General features: G+C 62.6%; 18 protein-coding genes. 9 read left to right on the top strand and 9 right to left on the bottom strand.

The window, feature by feature from the left end; all coding sequences use genetic code 11:
* The first annotated feature begins 302 nt into the window (after window positions 1–302).
* From QY049_RS13655 to QY049_RS13645, 3 genes are all read left to right on the top strand, one after another.
* Entirely contained in the window at window positions 303–2,462 is a 2,160-nt protein-coding gene (locus QY049_RS13655) for a hybrid sensor histidine kinase/response regulator (RefSeq protein WP_258764031.1), read from the top strand.
* On the top strand, window positions 2,459–2,707 hold the full coding sequence (locus tag QY049_RS13650) for an Hpt domain-containing protein (protein WP_258764030.1): 249 nt from the start codon (window positions 2,459–2,461) through the stop codon (window positions 2,705–2,707). The genes QY049_RS13655 and QY049_RS13650 overlap by 4 nt, the downstream gene beginning before the upstream one ends.
* Window positions 2,708–2,819: 112 nt before the next feature.
* A complete protein-coding gene (locus tag QY049_RS13645) occupies window positions 2,820–4,136 on the top strand; it encodes an EAL domain-containing protein (RefSeq protein ID WP_258764029.1) in 1,317 nt (438 codons plus the stop codon).
* A 270-nt stretch (window positions 4,137–4,406) separates the two neighbouring features.
* On the opposite strand, the gene QY049_RS13640 is transcribed toward QY049_RS13645, so the two are convergent.
* Both QY049_RS13640 and QY049_RS13635 read right to left on the bottom strand, forming a co-directional pair.
* Complete coding sequence (locus tag QY049_RS13640; protein WP_258764028.1) at window positions 4,407–4,640, bottom strand: hypothetical protein; 234 nt, start codon at window positions 4,638–4,640, stop codon at window positions 4,407–4,409.
* 137 nt (window positions 4,641–4,777) lie between these two features.
* Entirely contained in the window at window positions 4,778–5,758 is a 981-nt protein-coding gene (locus tag QY049_RS13635) for a YafY family protein (protein ID WP_258764027.1), read from the bottom strand.
* 86 nt (window positions 5,759–5,844) lie between these two features.
* Here QY049_RS13635 and QY049_RS13630 point away from each other — a divergent pair, with 86 nt between their 5' ends.
* Both QY049_RS13630 and QY049_RS13625 read left to right on the top strand, forming a co-directional pair.
* Window positions 5,845–6,489, top strand: a complete 645-nt coding sequence (locus tag QY049_RS13630) for a glutathione S-transferase family protein (protein ID WP_258764026.1) — start codon at window positions 5,845–5,847, stop codon at window positions 6,487–6,489.
* Between the two features lie 15 nt (window positions 6,490–6,504).
* The gene (locus tag QY049_RS13625) at window positions 6,505–6,939 is read left to right on the top strand and encodes a DUF6157 family protein (protein WP_194478208.1); all 435 of its coding nucleotides are present in this window, start codon (window positions 6,505–6,507) and stop codon (window positions 6,937–6,939) included.
* 3 nt (window positions 6,940–6,942) lie between these two features.
* Here QY049_RS13625 and QY049_RS13620 read toward each other — a convergent pair whose 3' ends face one another.
* The 4 genes from QY049_RS13620 to QY049_RS13605 all read right to left on the bottom strand — a co-directional run bounded on the left by QY049_RS13620 (window position 6,943) and on the right by QY049_RS13605 (window position 10,794).
* Complete coding sequence (locus tag QY049_RS13620) at window positions 6,943–7,728, bottom strand: enoyl-CoA hydratase/isomerase family protein (RefSeq protein WP_258764025.1); 786 nt, start codon at window positions 7,726–7,728, stop codon at window positions 6,943–6,945.
* Between the two features lie 12 nt (window positions 7,729–7,740).
* Window positions 7,741–8,850 (bottom strand): cyclic nucleotide-gated ion channel, encoded by a 1,110-nt coding sequence (locus tag QY049_RS13615; protein ID WP_258764024.1) that lies wholly within the window; start codon window positions 8,848–8,850, stop codon window positions 7,741–7,743.
* 170 nt (window positions 8,851–9,020) lie between these two features.
* A complete protein-coding gene (locus QY049_RS13610; RefSeq protein ID WP_194478205.1) occupies window positions 9,021–9,239 on the bottom strand; it encodes a hypothetical protein in 219 nt (72 codons plus the stop codon).
* 115 nt (window positions 9,240–9,354) lie between these two features.
* The gene (locus tag QY049_RS13605; protein WP_258764023.1) at window positions 9,355–10,794 is read right to left on the bottom strand and encodes a TAXI family TRAP transporter solute-binding subunit; all 1,440 of its coding nucleotides are present in this window, start codon (window positions 10,792–10,794) and stop codon (window positions 9,355–9,357) included.
* Window positions 10,795–11,201: 407 nt separating this feature from the next.
* On the opposite strand from QY049_RS13605, the gene QY049_RS13600 reads away from it, so the two are divergent.
* Complete coding sequence (locus QY049_RS13600; RefSeq protein ID WP_246755648.1) at window positions 11,202–11,549, top strand: DUF3307 domain-containing protein; 348 nt, start codon at window positions 11,202–11,204, stop codon at window positions 11,547–11,549.
* 190 nt (window positions 11,550–11,739) lie between these two features.
* Complete coding sequence (locus QY049_RS13595; RefSeq protein WP_194478201.1) at window positions 11,740–12,138, top strand: hypothetical protein; 399 nt, start codon at window positions 11,740–11,742, stop codon at window positions 12,136–12,138.
* On the opposite strand, the gene QY049_RS13590 is transcribed toward QY049_RS13595, so the two are convergent.
* On the bottom strand, window positions 12,135–12,458 hold the full coding sequence (locus QY049_RS13590; RefSeq protein WP_246755647.1) for a YkgJ family cysteine cluster protein: 324 nt from the start codon (window positions 12,456–12,458) through the stop codon (window positions 12,135–12,137). The genes QY049_RS13595 and QY049_RS13590 overlap by 4 nt on opposite strands.
* Entirely contained in the window at window positions 12,455–13,153 is a 699-nt protein-coding gene (locus tag QY049_RS13585; protein WP_025575324.1) for a YafY family protein, read from the bottom strand. Before QY049_RS13585 ends, QY049_RS13590 begins: the two co-directional genes overlap by 4 nt.
* A gap of 112 nt (window positions 13,154–13,265) precedes the next feature.
* Here QY049_RS13585 and QY049_RS13580 point away from each other — a divergent pair, with 112 nt between their 5' ends.
* Window positions 13,266–13,529 (top strand): hypothetical protein, encoded by a 264-nt coding sequence (locus QY049_RS13580; RefSeq protein WP_194478199.1) that lies wholly within the window; start codon window positions 13,266–13,268, stop codon window positions 13,527–13,529.
* Window positions 13,530–13,567: 38 nt separating this feature from the next.
* Window positions 13,568–14,296, top strand: coding sequence for a glutathione S-transferase family protein (locus tag QY049_RS13575; RefSeq protein ID WP_258764022.1), 729 nt, complete (start codon window positions 13,568–13,570; stop codon window positions 14,294–14,296).
* 76 nt (window positions 14,297–14,372) lie between these two features.
* Here the strand turns inward: QY049_RS13575 and QY049_RS13570 are convergent, their stop codons facing one another.
* On the bottom strand, window positions 14,373–15,524 hold the full coding sequence (locus tag QY049_RS13570; RefSeq protein WP_258764021.1) for an ABC transporter substrate-binding protein: 1,152 nt from the start codon (window positions 15,522–15,524) through the stop codon (window positions 14,373–14,375).
* Between the last annotated feature and the right edge of the window lie 20 nt (window positions 15,525–15,544).

Raw genomic sequence — 15,544 nt, 5'->3', positions numbered from 1 at the left:
TCACGTTGCAGCAATGCCATCTCCGTATCAGCGCGGATACCGCGGGCGGGCATCTGCTCTTTTTCGATAGGCAGCTTCACGCCACGCTAAGCGCGAATTCCTGTCGCCGCGCGCACTCCGATACCGCGCCGGCGCTGCGCCCCACATGCGACAATAAAAGCTCATCCATATCAGGGGTTGAAGCGAGCGTCGCTGGCGCGTCGCGACTGGTTACCGGTCTCTTGCAGAGCCGCTCGAACTTTAGCGAAAGCTCTTCACTACAAGTCTAGTCGGATTTCCTAGCATCTCTTCAAGGAGGAGATATGCCGAACGCAAATCCGACAGCACAACGTTTGTACTTCAAGGCACTCGAGCAGTTCGGGCGGCAAGTCGGGCGCTATGGCAGTGCGCTCTCCGGCGTCGCCGCAATTGCGCTCGTCTGGTTGGGAATCCTCTACAACATGGACGCAGATCGATCGCGTACCGAGCGTGCTGCCCTGCAGAATGGCTCGAACCTAGCGCGCGCCTTCGAGGAGCAGATCATTCGCTCGATCCGCGCTGCTGACCAAACTCTCCTCTATGTCAGAGATTCTTACGAGCGGGATCCGGAGAATTTTGATTTTTCGCTGTGGACCAAGAACAGCCAATTTTTGACTGATTTTTCGTTCCAGGTCGTCCTGATCGACAAGAACGGGATCATGCGCACCAGCAACATCGATCCCGGCCTCAAGGGACTGGATTTGCACGATCGGGAGCACTTCCGCGTTCATGCCGACGGCCGGGAGGACTTCCTGTTCATCAGCAAGCCGATCTTCGGGCGGGTTTCGAATAAATGGTCGATCCAACTGACCCGTCGGATCACCGCGAAAGATGGTAGCTTCGACGGTGTCGTCGTCGTTTCGCTTGATCCGGACTATCTATCCCGCTTCTACAACTCGATCGACATCGGGAAAGACGGCTCGGCATCTCTCGTTGGTCTCGATGGCATCGTGCGGGCCCGCGGCGCGGGTGGACCATCCGCTATCGGCTTGTCGATCAGCGGAGGGCCGTTGCTGGGTCTTCTCGCGCAGCGTTCAAGCGGCTCGTATGTCGGAAGCAGCCGGGCTGACGGGGTCGAGCGGTTGTTGTCCTTCCGCAAGGTCGACGGATATCCGCTCGCCGTCGTGATCGGTCAGGCGACGGCCGAAATCTTCCTGAATTACCGTCGTGAGCGCGACAAGGACGTCATCGCTGGCTGCGTGCTGAGCTTGGTGATCTGTCTCGTCACTATCCTGATCATGCGCTACCAGGCCGGTCTTGCGAAATCTCGTGACGCTGCGGAAGCCGGTTCGCGCGCGCGGTCCGAATTTCTGGCCATGATGAGCCACGAAATTCGTACGCCCATGAACGGCGTCATCGGCATGGCGGACATCCTGCTGTCCAGCTGTCTGGATCGTGACCAGAAGCAGATCGCTTCGACCTTGCGGGATTCGGCTGACTATCTGCTGCAGATTCTCAACGACGTCCTCGACTTCTCCAAGCTTGATGCCGATCGGCTTGAGCTGGAACGGATCGAATTTGACGTTCGAAAGTCTGTTTCCGCGGTTGTGGATCTGCTGGCCTTGCGCGCCAAGGAAAAGGGGCTCCGCCTGACCTGCACGATCGGCGAATTGGTGCCGCCCATGATTGTGGGCGACCCAGCGCGTATTCGGCAGGTGCTGTTCAATCTGGTTGGGAACGCCATCAAGTTCACCGAAGCCGGCGGGGTTGAAGTGATGGTGCACTCCAACCCCTTAGGTAAGGGGCGGTCAAAGTTGACATTCAGCGTTCGCGATACCGGTGTTGGGATTCCCGAGGACGCGATCGGACTATTGTTCCGTGAGTTCTCGCAACTCGATAGTTCGATCTCGCGTCGCTTCGGCGGCACGGGGCTAGGGCTCGCGATCTGCAAGCGCCTCGTGACTTGCATGGAGGGCGAGATCTCGGTCCAGAGCGTTCCCGGCGTGGGAAGCGCCTTCTCGTTCTCTGTCGAGGTCGCGGCCGCCAACGATGTCGAGGCGGCCTCGGCCGTCCGATCAGATTGTGGGGACTCGGCAAGCACCACGGACATCGTGTCGCTTCGTGTGCTGGTTGCCGAAGACAATCTCACCAATCAATTCGTGATCCGTAAGCTCCTCGAGAGAATGGGCGTGAAGCCAGATCTCGTCGACAACGGCCTGAAAGCGGTGGCTGCCGTGCAGGAGAACGCTTACGACCTCGTATTCATGGACATGATGATGCCGGGCATGGATGGGCTCGCCGCAGCCCGCGCGATCCGCCAGCTGCCGCCTCTTGCCCGCGACGTTCACATCATCGCGTTGACGGCTAATGCCACGCGCCAGGATGAGCTCGCCTGTCTGGCTGCAGGCATGAACGACTTCGTCACAAAACCGGTGACACGCGATCAGCTCGGCGCAGCTATGCAGCGCATGTCTATCGCCGAAAAGGGAAGGCTTATCGCATGAAGTCCGGGCCAGCGTTTGAAAAGGACACGCTTCGCTTGTTGGTCTCCGAACTCGGGGCGGAGGACGCAACGGAGGTGCTGAAAGCATTCCTCGAAGACACGGCGGAGAAGATCGGCTTGCTTGGTACCGCACCGCTCGATCCGGCGTTCATCCGACAGCAGGCGCATTCGATTAAAAGCTCCGCTGGAACGTTCGGTTTCGTTGAACGTCCGAGCTGGCGTTCAGTATCGAGCAGAGCGCCTTGAGCATGATGCCTGACCAGCTTGAACGCGCGACTGCGAGGCTCGAGCGAGTGTTCGAAGAGACCGCCGAATTTGTCAGGTCAGTCTTGCTGGCCTCGGATATGGAGATTGCGTAATGCGCGGATTTTCTCGCCAGACGGAAGAAACGCTGGGACGGTTGCTTGTCGTGGATGACGATCTGGTTCAGCGCACCGTCGCGGGAAAGATCGGCGCAAAGATCGGTTATGATTGTCTTACCATGCCCTCGCTGGAGCTCGCCGAGTCGGTTCTGTCGCGAGAGACGTTCGATGTGATGACCGTCGATCTGTCGCTCGGCGAACGTGACGGCGTCGAGCTGCTTCGATTCGTCGCCGACCGCGGGCTCCAGAATATGGCGATTGTGGTTATCAGCGGTTGCGACGGCCGCGTCCTGAAATCGACAAGACGCGTCGCACAGGGGCTAGGGCTATCGGTTGTCGGAGTGCTCAGCAAGCCACTGAATCTGGACGAGCTGAAAGATGCTCTGCTCTTGCCACGGCCGAAGCGAGCCGCGGCGAACGTGCCTTCGGCGGCGATTGTCGTTTCTCCGGAGCGGATCGTCGACGGCATTCGGCAAGGCGAGTTCGTCGCCGATTTCCAGCCGAAAGTCGAGCTGGGCAGCGGCAAGGTTGTTGGAGCGGAAGCGCTTGCGCGCTGGCGCACGCGTGAACCCGGTATCATCTCTCCGACGGCATTCATTCCGATCGCCGAGCAACACGGCCTGATGCCGGAACTGACTGATGCCGTCTTTGCCTCTGCGATGTCGCAGGGGCGCAAGCTGATTGATCGATATCCCGATTTCACGATCGCGGTGAACGTGTCTGGATCGCTATTGTCCGACCTGACACTGCCGGAGCGGATCGAAGATGTCCTGCGTCGACAACAGGTGCCGGCGCATGCCCTGATCGTGGAGATCACAGAAACCACCGCTATGGCAGATGTGGACCTCGCGACCGATATCCTGGTGCGCCTGCGCCTCAAGAACATCGGTACCGCCATCGACGATTTCGGAACCGGATATTCCTCGCTTGCTGCACTGGCCAAGCTGCCGTTCAGCGAGCTCAAAATCGATCGGTCATTCGTTCATGGCTGTGAAGCCGACGAAGACATGATGAAGATCATCGAGGCATCGGTCGGATTGGGGCGCGCCTTCAACATGAAGGTCGTTGCCGAAGGTGTCGAGACCGCAGAGACGTTGGCGGCGATTCGTCGCGCGGGATGCGACATCGGTCAGGGATACCTCTTTAGTCCGTCGCTGAGGCTTGCGCGTGCCGAGAGCTGGGTATCGCAGCGTAACGAGTTCGTGGCTCAGCGTGCGGCCTGGATGGGCGAACAACGGCAAGCGATATCGGCTCCCTCTGCAACCGTCACGGACGGAGTAGGCCGTCAGCGGATCGAAGCCGCTCACGGGTGATAGACACGCTTGGCGATATTGTCGAGATCGAACGGCCGAAAAGATCAATCTGGAATGTGGAGGCTGGCTCGCCCCCCCCCGTTTCCGAAGCGCCACCGCATCATCGAACCATGACGGACGACGGTGCGTCCGGATCGACGACTGCACTGCTGGCGGGGCTCGCACGGTCGATACGAGAAGAGCTCGTTCTTTTGGATCGCGTGCGCGCCAGACTTGAAACCAGACGCTCCGGCCGCAATGCGACCGGAGCTCTGTCGTGAAGGCACAAAATCAGTAGACGGTGTACCCGCAGACATTCACGACGCGGACGCGCAGGCCGTGACGGGTCTGGACGACGCGTTCCTGGTAGCAGTTGTTGAGGCCGGTGTTGACGTACACGCCGCCGAAGCCCCAGCCGGGGCCCCAATAGTGGTGGAAGCCGTGAGCCGAAGCGGCAGTGGGCGCGAGAGCAGCAGCGCCGAGCGAACCGGCGGCGATCAGACCAAGTGCAAGCTTACGAAACATCTTCATTCTCCAGTGTGGCGCGAAGCCGTTGTTGTGTCCCTGCCTTTCGGTCGAGGTGAAGCGTGATTCCGTTCACAAGGAGGATGGAGAATCGTGTTTCAGGATTGTTTCATCGAGTACGGCGAGACGCGCCGCTATCAGGCTTTCCGCGCCGCGCGATAGCGCGCAGCCATCGCCTGCGTCATCTCGGCCATTTTCTCGCGGAGATCGGCGGGCTCCAGCACTTCAGCTTCGGACCCGAGCCGCAATAATTCCGCGGCGGCATGCCATGACGTCTTGCCGGTCGGCACTCTGGCGATGCGCCAGCCGTCCGCATCCTCGGCCCCCTCGATCTGCGTGCGCGCCTTGACGTAAGGCTGGCTCAACGCATCGAGCATCTTCACGCCGAGCGGCGACAGCCGCACGATCGCGACATTCGGATGCATCTCCGCCTCTAGTCGTAGTGTCGCGTTCTGCCAATAGGCGGCGAGATCGAAATCGACGGGGCGCTCGAAGTCATCGTCGAGCGCCGTGCAGTCGAGCACGCGCGCGATGCGATAGGTGCGTACGCTGCCATCGACTTGGCCTGCGAGATACCAGCTGCCGCCTTTCAGCACGAGGCCGAGCGGGGCGACGCGGCGCCGCTTCTCGGCGCGCCAGCTCTGGTATCGGATCTTGATGAGTGTCCCGCGCAGAGCGGCGCCGGCAATGGTGCGCAGATGTTCTGGCTCCTCCGTCTCGCCGAACCAACCGGGAGCATCGAGATGGAAGCGTTCCTGCATCCGGCCGGCGTCCTCGCGCAGGTTTGCGGGCAGGGCCGCCATCAGCTTGTTCTGCGCGGCGATCATTGCCGCATCCAGCCCCAGCGCCGCTGCTGGTCCAGGAAGTCCTGCGAGGAACAGCGCGCTCGCCTCGCTCTGTGAGAGCCCGTTCAGCCGCACGCGATAGCCGTCGAGCAGGCGGTAGCCGCCCTCCGCGCCGCGGTCGGCATAGACAGGAACGCCCGACGCGGCGAGCGCGTCGATGTCGCGATAGATCGTGCGCACCGAGACCTCGCAGGCCTCCGCAAGCTCGGGCGCGGTGACCTGCCCCTTGGCCTGGAGGGTGGTGAGGATCGACAGCATCCGGCTCGCACGCATGAGTCCTTAAACCATACCTGACACAAGATGTCAGGTATGGTTCGTTACAAGGGCGCTATCGCCAGCCGGCCAGATGGAGACCCGCCATGACCGATCCGAACCGCATCACCCTGTTTTATTCGCCGCAAAGCCGGGCCATGGGCACGCGGGTGCTGCTGGAGGAGCTCGGAGCGCCCTATGATCTCCATGCCCTCAACATGAAGGCCGGCGAGCAGCGGCAGCCGGCGTACCTCGCCATCAATCCACTCGGCAAGGTGCCGGCCGTCAGGCATGGTGAAGCGCTCGTGACCGAGCAGGTGGCCATCTACATCTATCTCGCCGATTTGTTTCCGCAGGCCGGGCTTACACCCGCGCTGAACGATCCGCTGCGCGGTCCTTACTTGCGCTGGATTGCCTATTACGGCTCCTCCTTCGAGCCGGCCCTGATCGATAAATTCATGCAGCGCGAGCCCGCGCCGATCACGCAGTCGCCCTATGCCGATTACGACACCATGCTGGGTGCGCTCGAAGCGCAGCTTTCGAATGGGACGTATCTGCTCGGCGAGCGGATGACCGCCGCTGATATCCTGTGGGGCGTCGCGTTCAGCTGGACGATGATGTTCGGCATCGTGCCCAAAAAGGACGTCTTCGTTCGCTATTCCGAGCGCATCACCTCGCGACCGGCGTTCCTGCGCATCAGTGCTGCGGACGATGAGATGGCCGCGCAGCATGCCGCGGCTGCCGGAGAATAAAGGGCCCAACCTCATATGACCAAGCCGATCCATACGACCAATTGTTTCGATACGTTCATCCGGGTTGCCGAGGACTGTCCGGCGCGCTCCGGTGAGGAGCCGCCGCCGCGGGCAGGGCGGCCGACGGTGGCGGGGCTGCAATATGCGATGATCGCGAATGCACCTTATACGTACACGTCCGACGACGTGGTTTTCGCGACCTCCGCGCAAGGGCGCGAACTTGGAGCCAAGGCGACCAGCCCGGAAAGGAACGCCGCACGCGCTGCGTTCTTCTCGCGCGGCCAGGCCTGCATGCGTGCCTCAGGCCTCGGCAAGCGCTACGGCTGGGGCGTGCACGCCGACAGCGAAGGCCGCATCGCGATCTATGCTGTCGACAGCAAGCGCTATCATGCGCTGTCGCGGGATTCAAAGCTCACGCAAACGCGTGCGATGCGGTCGAAGCGAGCGTGATCCTCAAAAATTCGGCAGCCGCTTCTCCGCAAAGGCCTTGATGCCTTCCTTGATCTCGTCGCCGCGCATGCTGTCGCGGTGGCGTTGATCGGCAGCTCGCTCGTCGAGCTCGCCGCGGGCGAATTCGTTGATGGCGTGTTTCATGCCGCGCATCGCGTTCGGCGCATTGCCGGCGAGGATGCTGGCGAGCTTGTCGACTTCCTCGTCGAGTGTCTCCACCGGCACCATGGCGGTGAGATAGCCGATCCGCAGCATCTCCGGTGCGGTGATCTTCTGCGCGGTGAGGAACAGCTTCTTGGCATTGTCGACGCCGAGCCGCGTCACGTAGCGTTTGATGCCGCTCCTGTAATAGTGCAGCCCGAGCCGTGCCGCGGGCATGAACATCTCGGCGGTATCGACGCCGATGCGGAAATCGCAGGCGAGTGCGAGGTCGGTCGAGCCGCCATAGACGCCACCGTTGAGCCGGCAGATCGTCGGAACGCCGAGATCCTCCAGCCGGTTGACGACAATCTCGAAGGCCGAGCCCGCGCTCTGTTGCTCGTTGACGCTGATCGCCCGTTCGGCGACCGAATTGAGGTCGTAGCCTGCCGAGAAAGCCCGTCCTGTCCCTGTCAGCACAAGAACACGAATGTCAGGATCGGCCTCGACCCGGTCGAACAACTTGACCAGCTCGCCGAGGTCCTCGGCCTGGAGACGGTTGAGATGCTTGGGCCGGTTGAGGCGGATGGTGGCGCGGGGGCCGGAGATTTCTAGCACGGGGCTGCTTGCAGCGTCGGCTGTGTCCGGCATTCTTGTCTCCATTCACTTGTTTTCGAGCGCGCGCCGCTTCGCCTCGGCATCGATGGTCTCGGCGAGATCAGGGTGCCGTGCCATCAGCACGCGGAAGTCGACGAGGTCGAGCACCAGCAGTCGCGATACCTTCGTGGTCGAGACGTTGGCGCCGCGCATGTTGTTGCCGAGCAGCGCCATCTCGCCGAAGAAAGCGCCTTCGCCGAGTTGGACCTTCTTGCCGGGGAGGTCGACCTCGACGGCGCCGGCGGCGATGAAATACATGCAGTCGCCTTGCGCGCCCTTGCGGATGATCATGGTGCGCGCCGGAAGCTCCATGGTGCGCAGCATATGGGTGACGTCGGCGATGGCCGCCGGGCCCAGCGCCGCGAAGAACGGTACCTTGCTGACGGATTCCCAGGTCTTGAGGAAGTTGTCCCGCCGCGTCTCCGCCGCGAATCCGGTCGCCAGAATACCGGTCCAGAGGCCGAACACGCCGAGGCCGGAGATCATCACCAGTGCCGCCACCATGCGGCCGAGCGGCGTAACCGGTACGACGTCGCCGTAGCCTGTCGTGGTCAGCGTGACGACGGCCCACCATAGCGCGGCGGGGACGCTGCCAAAGGTTTGCGGCTGCACATCCCGCTCTAGGAAATATTCGGCGACGGAGGCGAGGAAAACCACCATCAGGAAGATGACGAGCACGCTGATCAGCGGTCCCGATTCCAGCACGAGCACGCGGCGGAGCTGGCGCAGGCCTGGAATGCCCGGCACGACCTTCAAGACCCAGAGCACACTCAGCAGCCAGGCCGTCTTGGGCTCGGCGCCGAGGATCAGTGCCACCGGCACCGCCAGCGCCCCCATTGCATCAACCACCCCGGCGGAGGAGGATACGTAAAGGCCCAGCCGCCCCTGCCGCGCCATGTGACGCAGTCGGACCAGCCATTCGAATACGAAATAGACGAGGCAGGCCCACAGCAGGACATCGATCCAGCGGTGCGCTGTTTCATAGGCCGGATCGACCGTCAGCAGCACCATGCTGAGCACGCCGACGGCCACAGCCACATAGGCCGCCTTGGTCATGTTGCGGCCGGCGGTCGCGGCCACGAACTGGGCCAGAGCGGGAAACATCGGCTTGGACATGCGGGATGGCAGCTCGGTCTTGGTTTTTTGCGGTCCCTGGCTGGGACGCCGGCGCCAAAGTGCCCGCCCGCACCGGGGCCGTCAACGACGCGGCGGGCAGGGCGCACCATCCGCCCAGATCAGGGCGCGGATGGTTTGTACAGATGCTGGGGTCGCGCCGGGCCTGATCGTTACTTGAAATGTGGAGGTTCGTCGTAGCCGCGGCGGCTGCTGAAGAACAGCAGCATCATCAGGCCGATGCCGACGACCACGGAGAAGCCCGCTCCCAGCGCCAGCGCCACATAACCTTCCGTCGGGATCGGCCCGCCTTCGACCGACATGGCCGAATAGCCGAAGTAACCGACTGCAACCAGCATTCCAAGCAAGAGGATGAGAAGGAGGATACGCATGGTGCGTTCTCCGGTTGTACCGGGAAACCAACGGTTGCGCAGGGGAAGCGGTTCCAGGGGCGGCAGCGGCGGTTTGCCCGCGAAGGTAGGTCCCAGTCGCGCGGCGCCCGATAGGTCAGGCGCTCTGAGCTGTTTTCACCACCACGACATTGCTGTCATCATGCGGGGGAGGGGGGGCAGCGACCTTCTCGACCTCGTTGGCGTGGCGCTTCAGATAGTCGCGGCGCATCCCGATCTCGTCGCGGACGAATTCGTAGCCCAGCTTGAACGTGTCGAGCCCGTCGGTACTGATCGTGCCGTCGCGCAGGCCGATGACCGCGCCGCGCAGGATGCTCTCGAGTTCGTCCTGGAGGCATTCGAGCTGGTCCAGCGAATGGGCGTGCTCGATGCGTTCGCCGATGTCGAGGATGGCGGTGGAGAGCTGGCTCGCCTTCTCCGGCGCGATGCGGGTGATCTTGGCGTAGATCGCAGCGAAGATCGAGCCGATGACGCTGAGCGCGGCAGCGCCCAGATACATCATGTCGCTGTATTTATCCATGAACGACTTGGTGTCGTCGTTGATGTAGTCGGCCGCGCCCTGATGCGCCATCACGTAGGAGTCCTTCTCGACGGAGGCCGGCTCAATGTGGGTGGCAAAGCCGTTGTCGAGGCCAAGCGCGGACTTGTTCTCGTAGACGATACGCGCGATGTCCCCGGCGGTGGTCAGCGACATCCTGGATTGCGCGACCAGCAGCCATTCGAGCCCGATCGTGTCGAGATCGTCGTCGGGGATTTCGGGCGAGGCGGACAGCGTGCCGGCCGTCAATGTCTCCTCGGAAATTCCGGGGAATTTGCGTGCCAGCGCTTTGGCCTCGTCGATTGCGTTCAGCGTGAAGCCGCCTCGCTTGGCGACCTGCTCATAGGCCTTGTCGCGCACGGCCTTGGAGGTGTGGACGAGGACGATCACTGCGCTGAAGCCATTCGACGGCGCGAACAGCTTGTCCAACGTCGACCCCTGCGGCGCCATCTGGACCTTGGCGGTGTCTGGGCCGTCAGCAACACCGAGGATGCTGCGGACGAAAGCAAGCGAGGTGTCGCTGTCGGCGAGAACCGCGACCTTCTTCTTCTTCAACTCGGCCAGTGACTTGACCTTCTTGTTGCCGGGGCCCAGCAGCAGCACGAGATCATGCTCCAGGATCGCCAGTGCACGCGCGCGAAGGGGCACCTTGGCATCGGTGCGCAGGACGGCAAGATCGGCCTGCCTGCGATCGAACTGTGCGACCGCCTTCGCGTTGTCGGGGTTGTTGACGACCTTGATCCGGAAGCGCGAGGCGTTGTTCTTCAGCAGTGTGGCGAGCTTGTTCGCGAACAGGGCCTCGTCGCTGTTGGGAGCACCGACGGCAAAGGTCAGCGTCTCCGAATTGTGCAACATGGCTCGGCCGCCCCAAACGGTCGCCAGCGACAACAGCAGGGTCAGAACGACATACAGCAGGACCTGCTGCTGGTTGGTCTTGATCACCTTGGGACGCCGGGGCGGCGGAAGCTCGGTCGGCGAGGTCGGGCCTTCAGCACTCATGGCAGCACCCTGGCCTTATTCCTTGAACGGCGGGCGGCACGGCCATCGCCGCCGGCCCGCGCGAAAAATTCTTAAGGGTCTGAAAAAAGAACGAAAATCCTCTACCTGAGGATGATAGCGCTCCACCGGGAGAAAGCAAATTCCGCGCCGAACGTAACCTTAATCGACATCGCCCCGCCCTCGCTCAGCCATCCTATCACCGTTTAGCCACAGTTGGCGATTTTCCAGTTCCCCCGGCTGCATTCCGGCGCGGGAAGTGTCATAAATCGTCGGTCCCGATGGTTTGACGGGTCCAAGAAGAAGTTGCGCTGAACGCTCCATTTTTTCTTTTCGAGTCAACGAGGGCGTCAGCTTTGTCGTTTCCACCCCTGTCATCGGCGGTTCCGATTGAAGCGCTCATTGGCTGGATGTTGCTGCTTACCTTCAAGCACATCATCGCCGATTTCGTCCTGCAAACGGCCTGGATGGCGCACGGCAAGGACCAGAAGCACGGCTGGGCGCTGCCGCTTCTGGTGCATTGCCTGATTCATCTTGCGGTTGCGCTGCCGCTGATCCTGATCGTCGCGCCGAAATTCTGGTTCGTGGCGCTGATCGATTTCGTCATCCACATCACGATCGATCGGGCCAAGGGCCTGGTCTCGGCCAATTGTGGCGTCAACCAGGAGCACCCCTGGTTCTGGACACTGATCGGCGTCGACCAGGCGCTGCATCACCTGACAGGCTTCGGCCTTTCGATCTTCATGGCGGCGAACTAGGCCCCAGACCTCATCCTGAGGCGTCCGCCAGGGGCAGGCTCCACGAAGCACGGTGATCCGTAATCGACCCGGTAGGGTTGCGTTCTGATTCGCGGCATAAGGGCAAGGACACCGGGTGACTACCGCCCAGGGTGGTTAACCTTTCATTAGAGAATTGCGCTGCATCTTCCGCACACGAGGGAGAACTGCAATGTTTTCAAGCCGCGACGCTTTTGAAAGCGATTTCTGCCCGGTTCGTGACGAGCTTCTTGGCGAGATGTACCGCGCCAATGAAGGCGGCCTGCCGAGGCTGGTTGAGAGTGTTTCCCCTGACGTCCGCGCCAGGCTGGCCCTGTTTTGCTACCGCCGCAGCCATCTGCACTCGCTGGCCGTCGCGATAGCGAGCAGCTGCAGCGAGCGCGACCTGATCGAGAACGGCGGGCGTGTCGGCTCGACGCTCTATGCGCTGTCGCGCGAAGGCTCGACCAAACCGTCACCATCGGTGTCGGGTGGCCGCAAGCCGATCACGCTGTCGACCAAGCCGCTCTCGGTGCTCGCACCGCTCGAGGACGAGATCGACGACGAGATCAGCGAAGCCGTTCCGGCCTAAGCGGTCTCTATCGACGGCAGCCCGAACTTCCGCCGCGCCATCGCGCATTCGGCGTCACCCGGCATGCAGGTGCGGCACACCTCCGGCCGCACCGCATAGATGCCGCAAGCGGTCGCCTTGCCGATCTCTCCCTGCAACGCTGAACAGCGATCACCCTCGCAGCGCATGCCGGATTGCCGCGCGTTGACGAGCGCTTCCGGAATCAGCGCGAGCTCCTCGTCGCTCTCGATCGAGAAGCGCGGCCAGTTCTGCGAATAGCCACAGCAGGCGCCGCAGCTCTGGCAACAGCTCGACAGATCGGTCTCCTTCATCAGCGTCATGTGTCCTTCGGCGGTCCCCAGACCAGGCTCTGTCGCCATTTCGCGCGCAGCACGTCGCGTCTTTCCGGATATCTTTCGTCGAGATAGGTCGCATCCACGACGCGGTCGGTGCGGAAGCTGCGGAAGTCGCTGCGCAGCTCGCACCACGCCGCGAGCAGGCGAACGGCTTCGAGATAGCCGACCGAGATCGGCCAGATCATGCGCTCGCTGGGGCGGCCCTGCTCGTCGCGATAGCGCAGCATGATTTTCTTGCCTTCGTGGATCTGCGTGCGCGTGCGTGCCATGTCGAGGCGATCCGGCTCCCTGTTCCAACTCGGTCGCGCCCGGCTCGCCGGCTCCAGCACGAAGGGGCGCAGCCGTTCCGGCACGGTGTCGGCGATCTTGGCCATCAAATCCTCGGCCGCACGCGCGAGCGTGGAATCGGCGTGGCCCGCGACCCATTGCGCGCCAAGCACTGCCGCCTCGATCTCGTCGGGTGTCAGCATCAACGGCGGCAGGTCGAAACCCTTCTCCAGGATGTAGCCCATGCCGGCTTCGCCGCGGATCGGCACGCGCTGGCCGATCAGCGTCGCGATGTCGCGATAGATCGTTCGCTTCGAGGTCTCGAGCTCGGCGGCAATCGCGTCCGCCGTCAGCGGCTTACGGGTGCGCCTCAGCACCTGGATGATCTGAAACAGCCGGTCGGCGCGTCTCATGACAATTCTCTCATCGGGGGCGGATCAGACAACGGCGCGTGGCTGCTGACAGGATGTTGGCAGCAGGGGAGTTCTATACCGGGACAACACATCGACTGAAGAGGATTTGTCCATGATCACTCCAATCCATCTCGGCCTGGTCGGTCCGTTGTGGCGGGCGCAAGCGTCGTTGCATGCCAAAGTCTTCAGCCGCGTCACGTTTTTCGATCTCACGATCGTCGATCTCCGCGTTGCGCTCGCGACCGTGCTGACACGCTCGCTGATCCAGGCTGCGGGCGCGCTGGTCCGCCATGTGATGGGCCGCGCCTGGCGGGGGGCCCGTTTCGCAGAAGATATCACGGCTGCTGCCACCATGGTGGCAGCAGCCCGGCACTAGGTTCCGTCAACTCTTTCGGTAGGTTCAGGAGAGCTTCAATGATCACGCTTTACGGTTTTGGCACGGGCTTCGGCCTGCCGGAAATCAGCCCCTTCGTTACCAAGACCGAGGTACAGCTCAAGATGGCGGGACTGCCCTACCGGAAGGAGCGGGCGATGCCGCCGGCTTCCCCCAAGGGCCAGCTGCCTTTCATAGATGACGGCGGCGAAGCGGTGTCCGATTCCACCTTCATCCGCGCGCATATCGAGCGCCGCTACGGCTTCGATTTCGACGCCGGCCTCTCCTTGCAGGAGCGCGCGCAAGCCTGGGCGTTCGAGCGCATGATCGAGCATCACGTCTATTGGGCGCTGGTCGGTGCACGCTGGGTCGATGCCGCCAATTTCGCCAAGGGGCCTGCGCATTTCTTCGACGGCGCGCCCGAGCACAACCGCGAGAAGCTGCGCGAAGACGCGCAATTCCGCGTCGCCGAGAATTATCTGCTCTCCGGCCTCGGCCGCCACGCCCCCGACGACGATGTCGATCTCGCGGTCCGTTCGCTGTTCGCGCTGTCGGTGCAACTCGGCGACAAATCCTATCTGATGGGCAACAGGCCCTGCGGCGTGGACGCGACCGCGTTCGGAGCCCTAGCTGGCATCTTGACGCCGTTCTTCGAATCCGGCCTGCGCGAGCGCGCGGAAGGATTTCCCAACCTCACTGCTTATGTCGACCGGATGATGGACAGCTACTATCCGGAATTCGCCTGGACGCCGCTGCGGCAGGCAGCCTGACGCGGGAGCGGTACGCGCGAACGAAGAGAGCCGGCCCAATGGGCCGGCTCTCGTGGTTTCAGGGGACTTTCGCCGCTTACTTCGCGAGCGTGTATTTTCCGTCCTTGACCGTGAGCAGGATGCGCGAACGATCGTCGAGGCCGTAGCGATCCTTCTCGGTGAAGTTGTAGACGCCCTGGCTTGCCGCGATGTCCCGTTCGGTCAGCCAGGCCTGGCGAATGGCTTCGCGGAATTCCGGCGTGCCGGGTTTGGCCGTCTTCAGTGCGGTCGGAATGATGCGCTTCAGCACCTCGAAAGCGTCGTAGGAATGGCCGGCGAACTGGCTGCGGCTGTGCGGGCCGTATTTGGCTTCATAGGCGGTGTTGAGCGCCAGACCCGGCTTCTTGGTGAGGGCGCTGTCGGGCTGATCTTCCGGATCCATCACCGGACCGGACGCCATCAGCACGCCTTCGGCGGCTTTGCCGGCGATGCGGATGAAGTCCATGCTGGCAGCGCCGTGGGTCTGGTAGATCAGGCCCTTGTAGCCGCGATCGCGCAGCTCGGTCTGCGGCAGCGCGGCCGCCGTACCCGATGCGCCGACCAGGATCGCGTCGGGATTGGCCGCGACGAGCTTCAGGACCTGTCCAGTGACGGACGTGTCGGGTCGCGCGAAGCGTTCTTCGTCGACCATGGTCATGCCCATCGGCACGCCCTGGGCCTTGAAGTCGTTGAACCAGAGGTCGCCGTAGGAATCGGAATAGCCGATATAGCCGACCGTCTTCACGTTGTGGGCTTTCATGTGCTGATAGAGCACCTTGCCCATGATCGGAATGGGCTGCGGCATCGACACCGACCACTTGGCACGCTCCGGCGTGATCGGGAATGGCGCGAGGCCGAAATGCGGAATGCCGGCTTCGTTGGCGACGTTGGAGACCGCGATCGAGGGCGGCGTCGTCGACGAGCCCATGATGATGTCGGCCTTGGACTCCGTGACGAAGCGGCGCGCGTTCGTGGTTGCCGTGGTCGGGTCGCCGCCGTCATCGAGCACGATCACCTTCAGCGGCACGCCGCCGATCTCCTTCGGCACGAATTCCAGCGCATTGCGCTCGGGAATGCCGAGAGCGGCGGCAGGGCCCGTGGTGGTGACGCTGATGCCGATGGTGATTTCGTTGGTCTGGGCCAGTGCGGGCAGGGCCGGCAGCGCCAGCGTCGCTGCCGCGATGGCGGCGGTCAGGTAAAAGCGTTTCATCAATTCCTCCCTTGACGTTT

It is taken from the genome of Bradyrhizobium sp. WYCCWR 13022, from assembly GCF_030435535.1.
GTDB lineage: Bacteria > Pseudomonadota > Alphaproteobacteria > Rhizobiales > Xanthobacteraceae > Bradyrhizobium.
Note: the sequence above shows the minus strand (reverse complement) of the source record. Positions and strands in the feature narration are given on the sequence as shown.

What these genes read in the sequence shown, in the direction of transcription:
- QY049_RS13585 (WP_025575324.1), bottom strand. Translation starts at nt 13,153, where the DNA reads ATGAGACGCGCCGACCGGCTGTTTCAGATCATCCAGGTGCTGAGGCGC.
- QY049_RS13645 (WP_258764029.1), top strand. Translation starts at nt 2,820, where the DNA reads ATGCGCGGATTTTCTCGCCAGACGGAAGAAACGCTGGGACGGTTGCTT.
- QY049_RS13600 (WP_246755648.1), top strand. Translation starts at nt 11,202, where the DNA reads ATGTTGCTGCTTACCTTCAAGCACATCATCGCCGATTTCGTCCTGCAA.
- QY049_RS13630 (WP_258764026.1), top strand. Translation starts at nt 5,845, where the DNA reads ATGACCGATCCGAACCGCATCACCCTGTTTTATTCGCCGCAAAGCCGG.
- QY049_RS13620 (WP_258764025.1), bottom strand. Translation starts at nt 7,728, where the DNA reads ATGCCGGACACAGCCGACGCTGCAAGCAGCCCCGTGCTAGAAATCTCC.
- QY049_RS13650 (WP_258764030.1), top strand. Translation starts at nt 2,459, where the DNA reads ATGAAGTCCGGGCCAGCGTTTGAAAAGGACACGCTTCGCTTGTTGGTC.
- QY049_RS13615 (WP_258764024.1), bottom strand. Translation starts at nt 8,850, where the DNA reads ATGTCCAAGCCGATGTTTCCCGCTCTGGCCCAGTTCGTGGCCGCGACC.
- QY049_RS13655 (WP_258764031.1), top strand. Translation starts at nt 303, where the DNA reads ATGCCGAACGCAAATCCGACAGCACAACGTTTGTACTTCAAGGCACTC.
- QY049_RS13575 (WP_258764022.1), top strand. Translation starts at nt 13,568, where the DNA reads ATGATCACGCTTTACGGTTTTGGCACGGGCTTCGGCCTGCCGGAAATC.
- QY049_RS13605 (WP_258764023.1), bottom strand. Translation starts at nt 10,794, where the DNA reads ATGAGTGCTGAAGGCCCGACCTCGCCGACCGAGCTTCCGCCGCCCCGG.
- QY049_RS13625 (WP_194478208.1), top strand. Translation starts at nt 6,505, where the DNA reads ATGACCAAGCCGATCCATACGACCAATTGTTTCGATACGTTCATCCGG.
- QY049_RS13610 (WP_194478205.1), bottom strand. Translation starts at nt 9,239, where the DNA reads ATGCGTATCCTCCTTCTCATCCTCTTGCTTGGAATGCTGGTTGCAGTC.
- QY049_RS13590 (WP_246755647.1), bottom strand. Translation starts at nt 12,458, where the DNA reads ATGACGCTGATGAAGGAGACCGATCTGTCGAGCTGTTGCCAGAGCTGC.
- QY049_RS13635 (WP_258764027.1), bottom strand. Translation starts at nt 5,758, where the DNA reads ATGCGTGCGAGCCGGATGCTGTCGATCCTCACCACCCTCCAGGCCAAG.
- QY049_RS13570 (WP_258764021.1), bottom strand. Translation starts at nt 15,524, where the DNA reads ATGAAACGCTTTTACCTGACCGCCGCCATCGCGGCAGCGACGCTGGCG.
- QY049_RS13580 (WP_194478199.1), top strand. Translation starts at nt 13,266, where the DNA reads ATGATCACTCCAATCCATCTCGGCCTGGTCGGTCCGTTGTGGCGGGCG.
- QY049_RS13640 (WP_258764028.1), bottom strand. Translation starts at nt 4,640, where the DNA reads ATGTTTCGTAAGCTTGCACTTGGTCTGATCGCCGCCGGTTCGCTCGGC.
- QY049_RS13595 (WP_194478201.1), top strand. Translation starts at nt 11,740, where the DNA reads ATGTTTTCAAGCCGCGACGCTTTTGAAAGCGATTTCTGCCCGGTTCGT.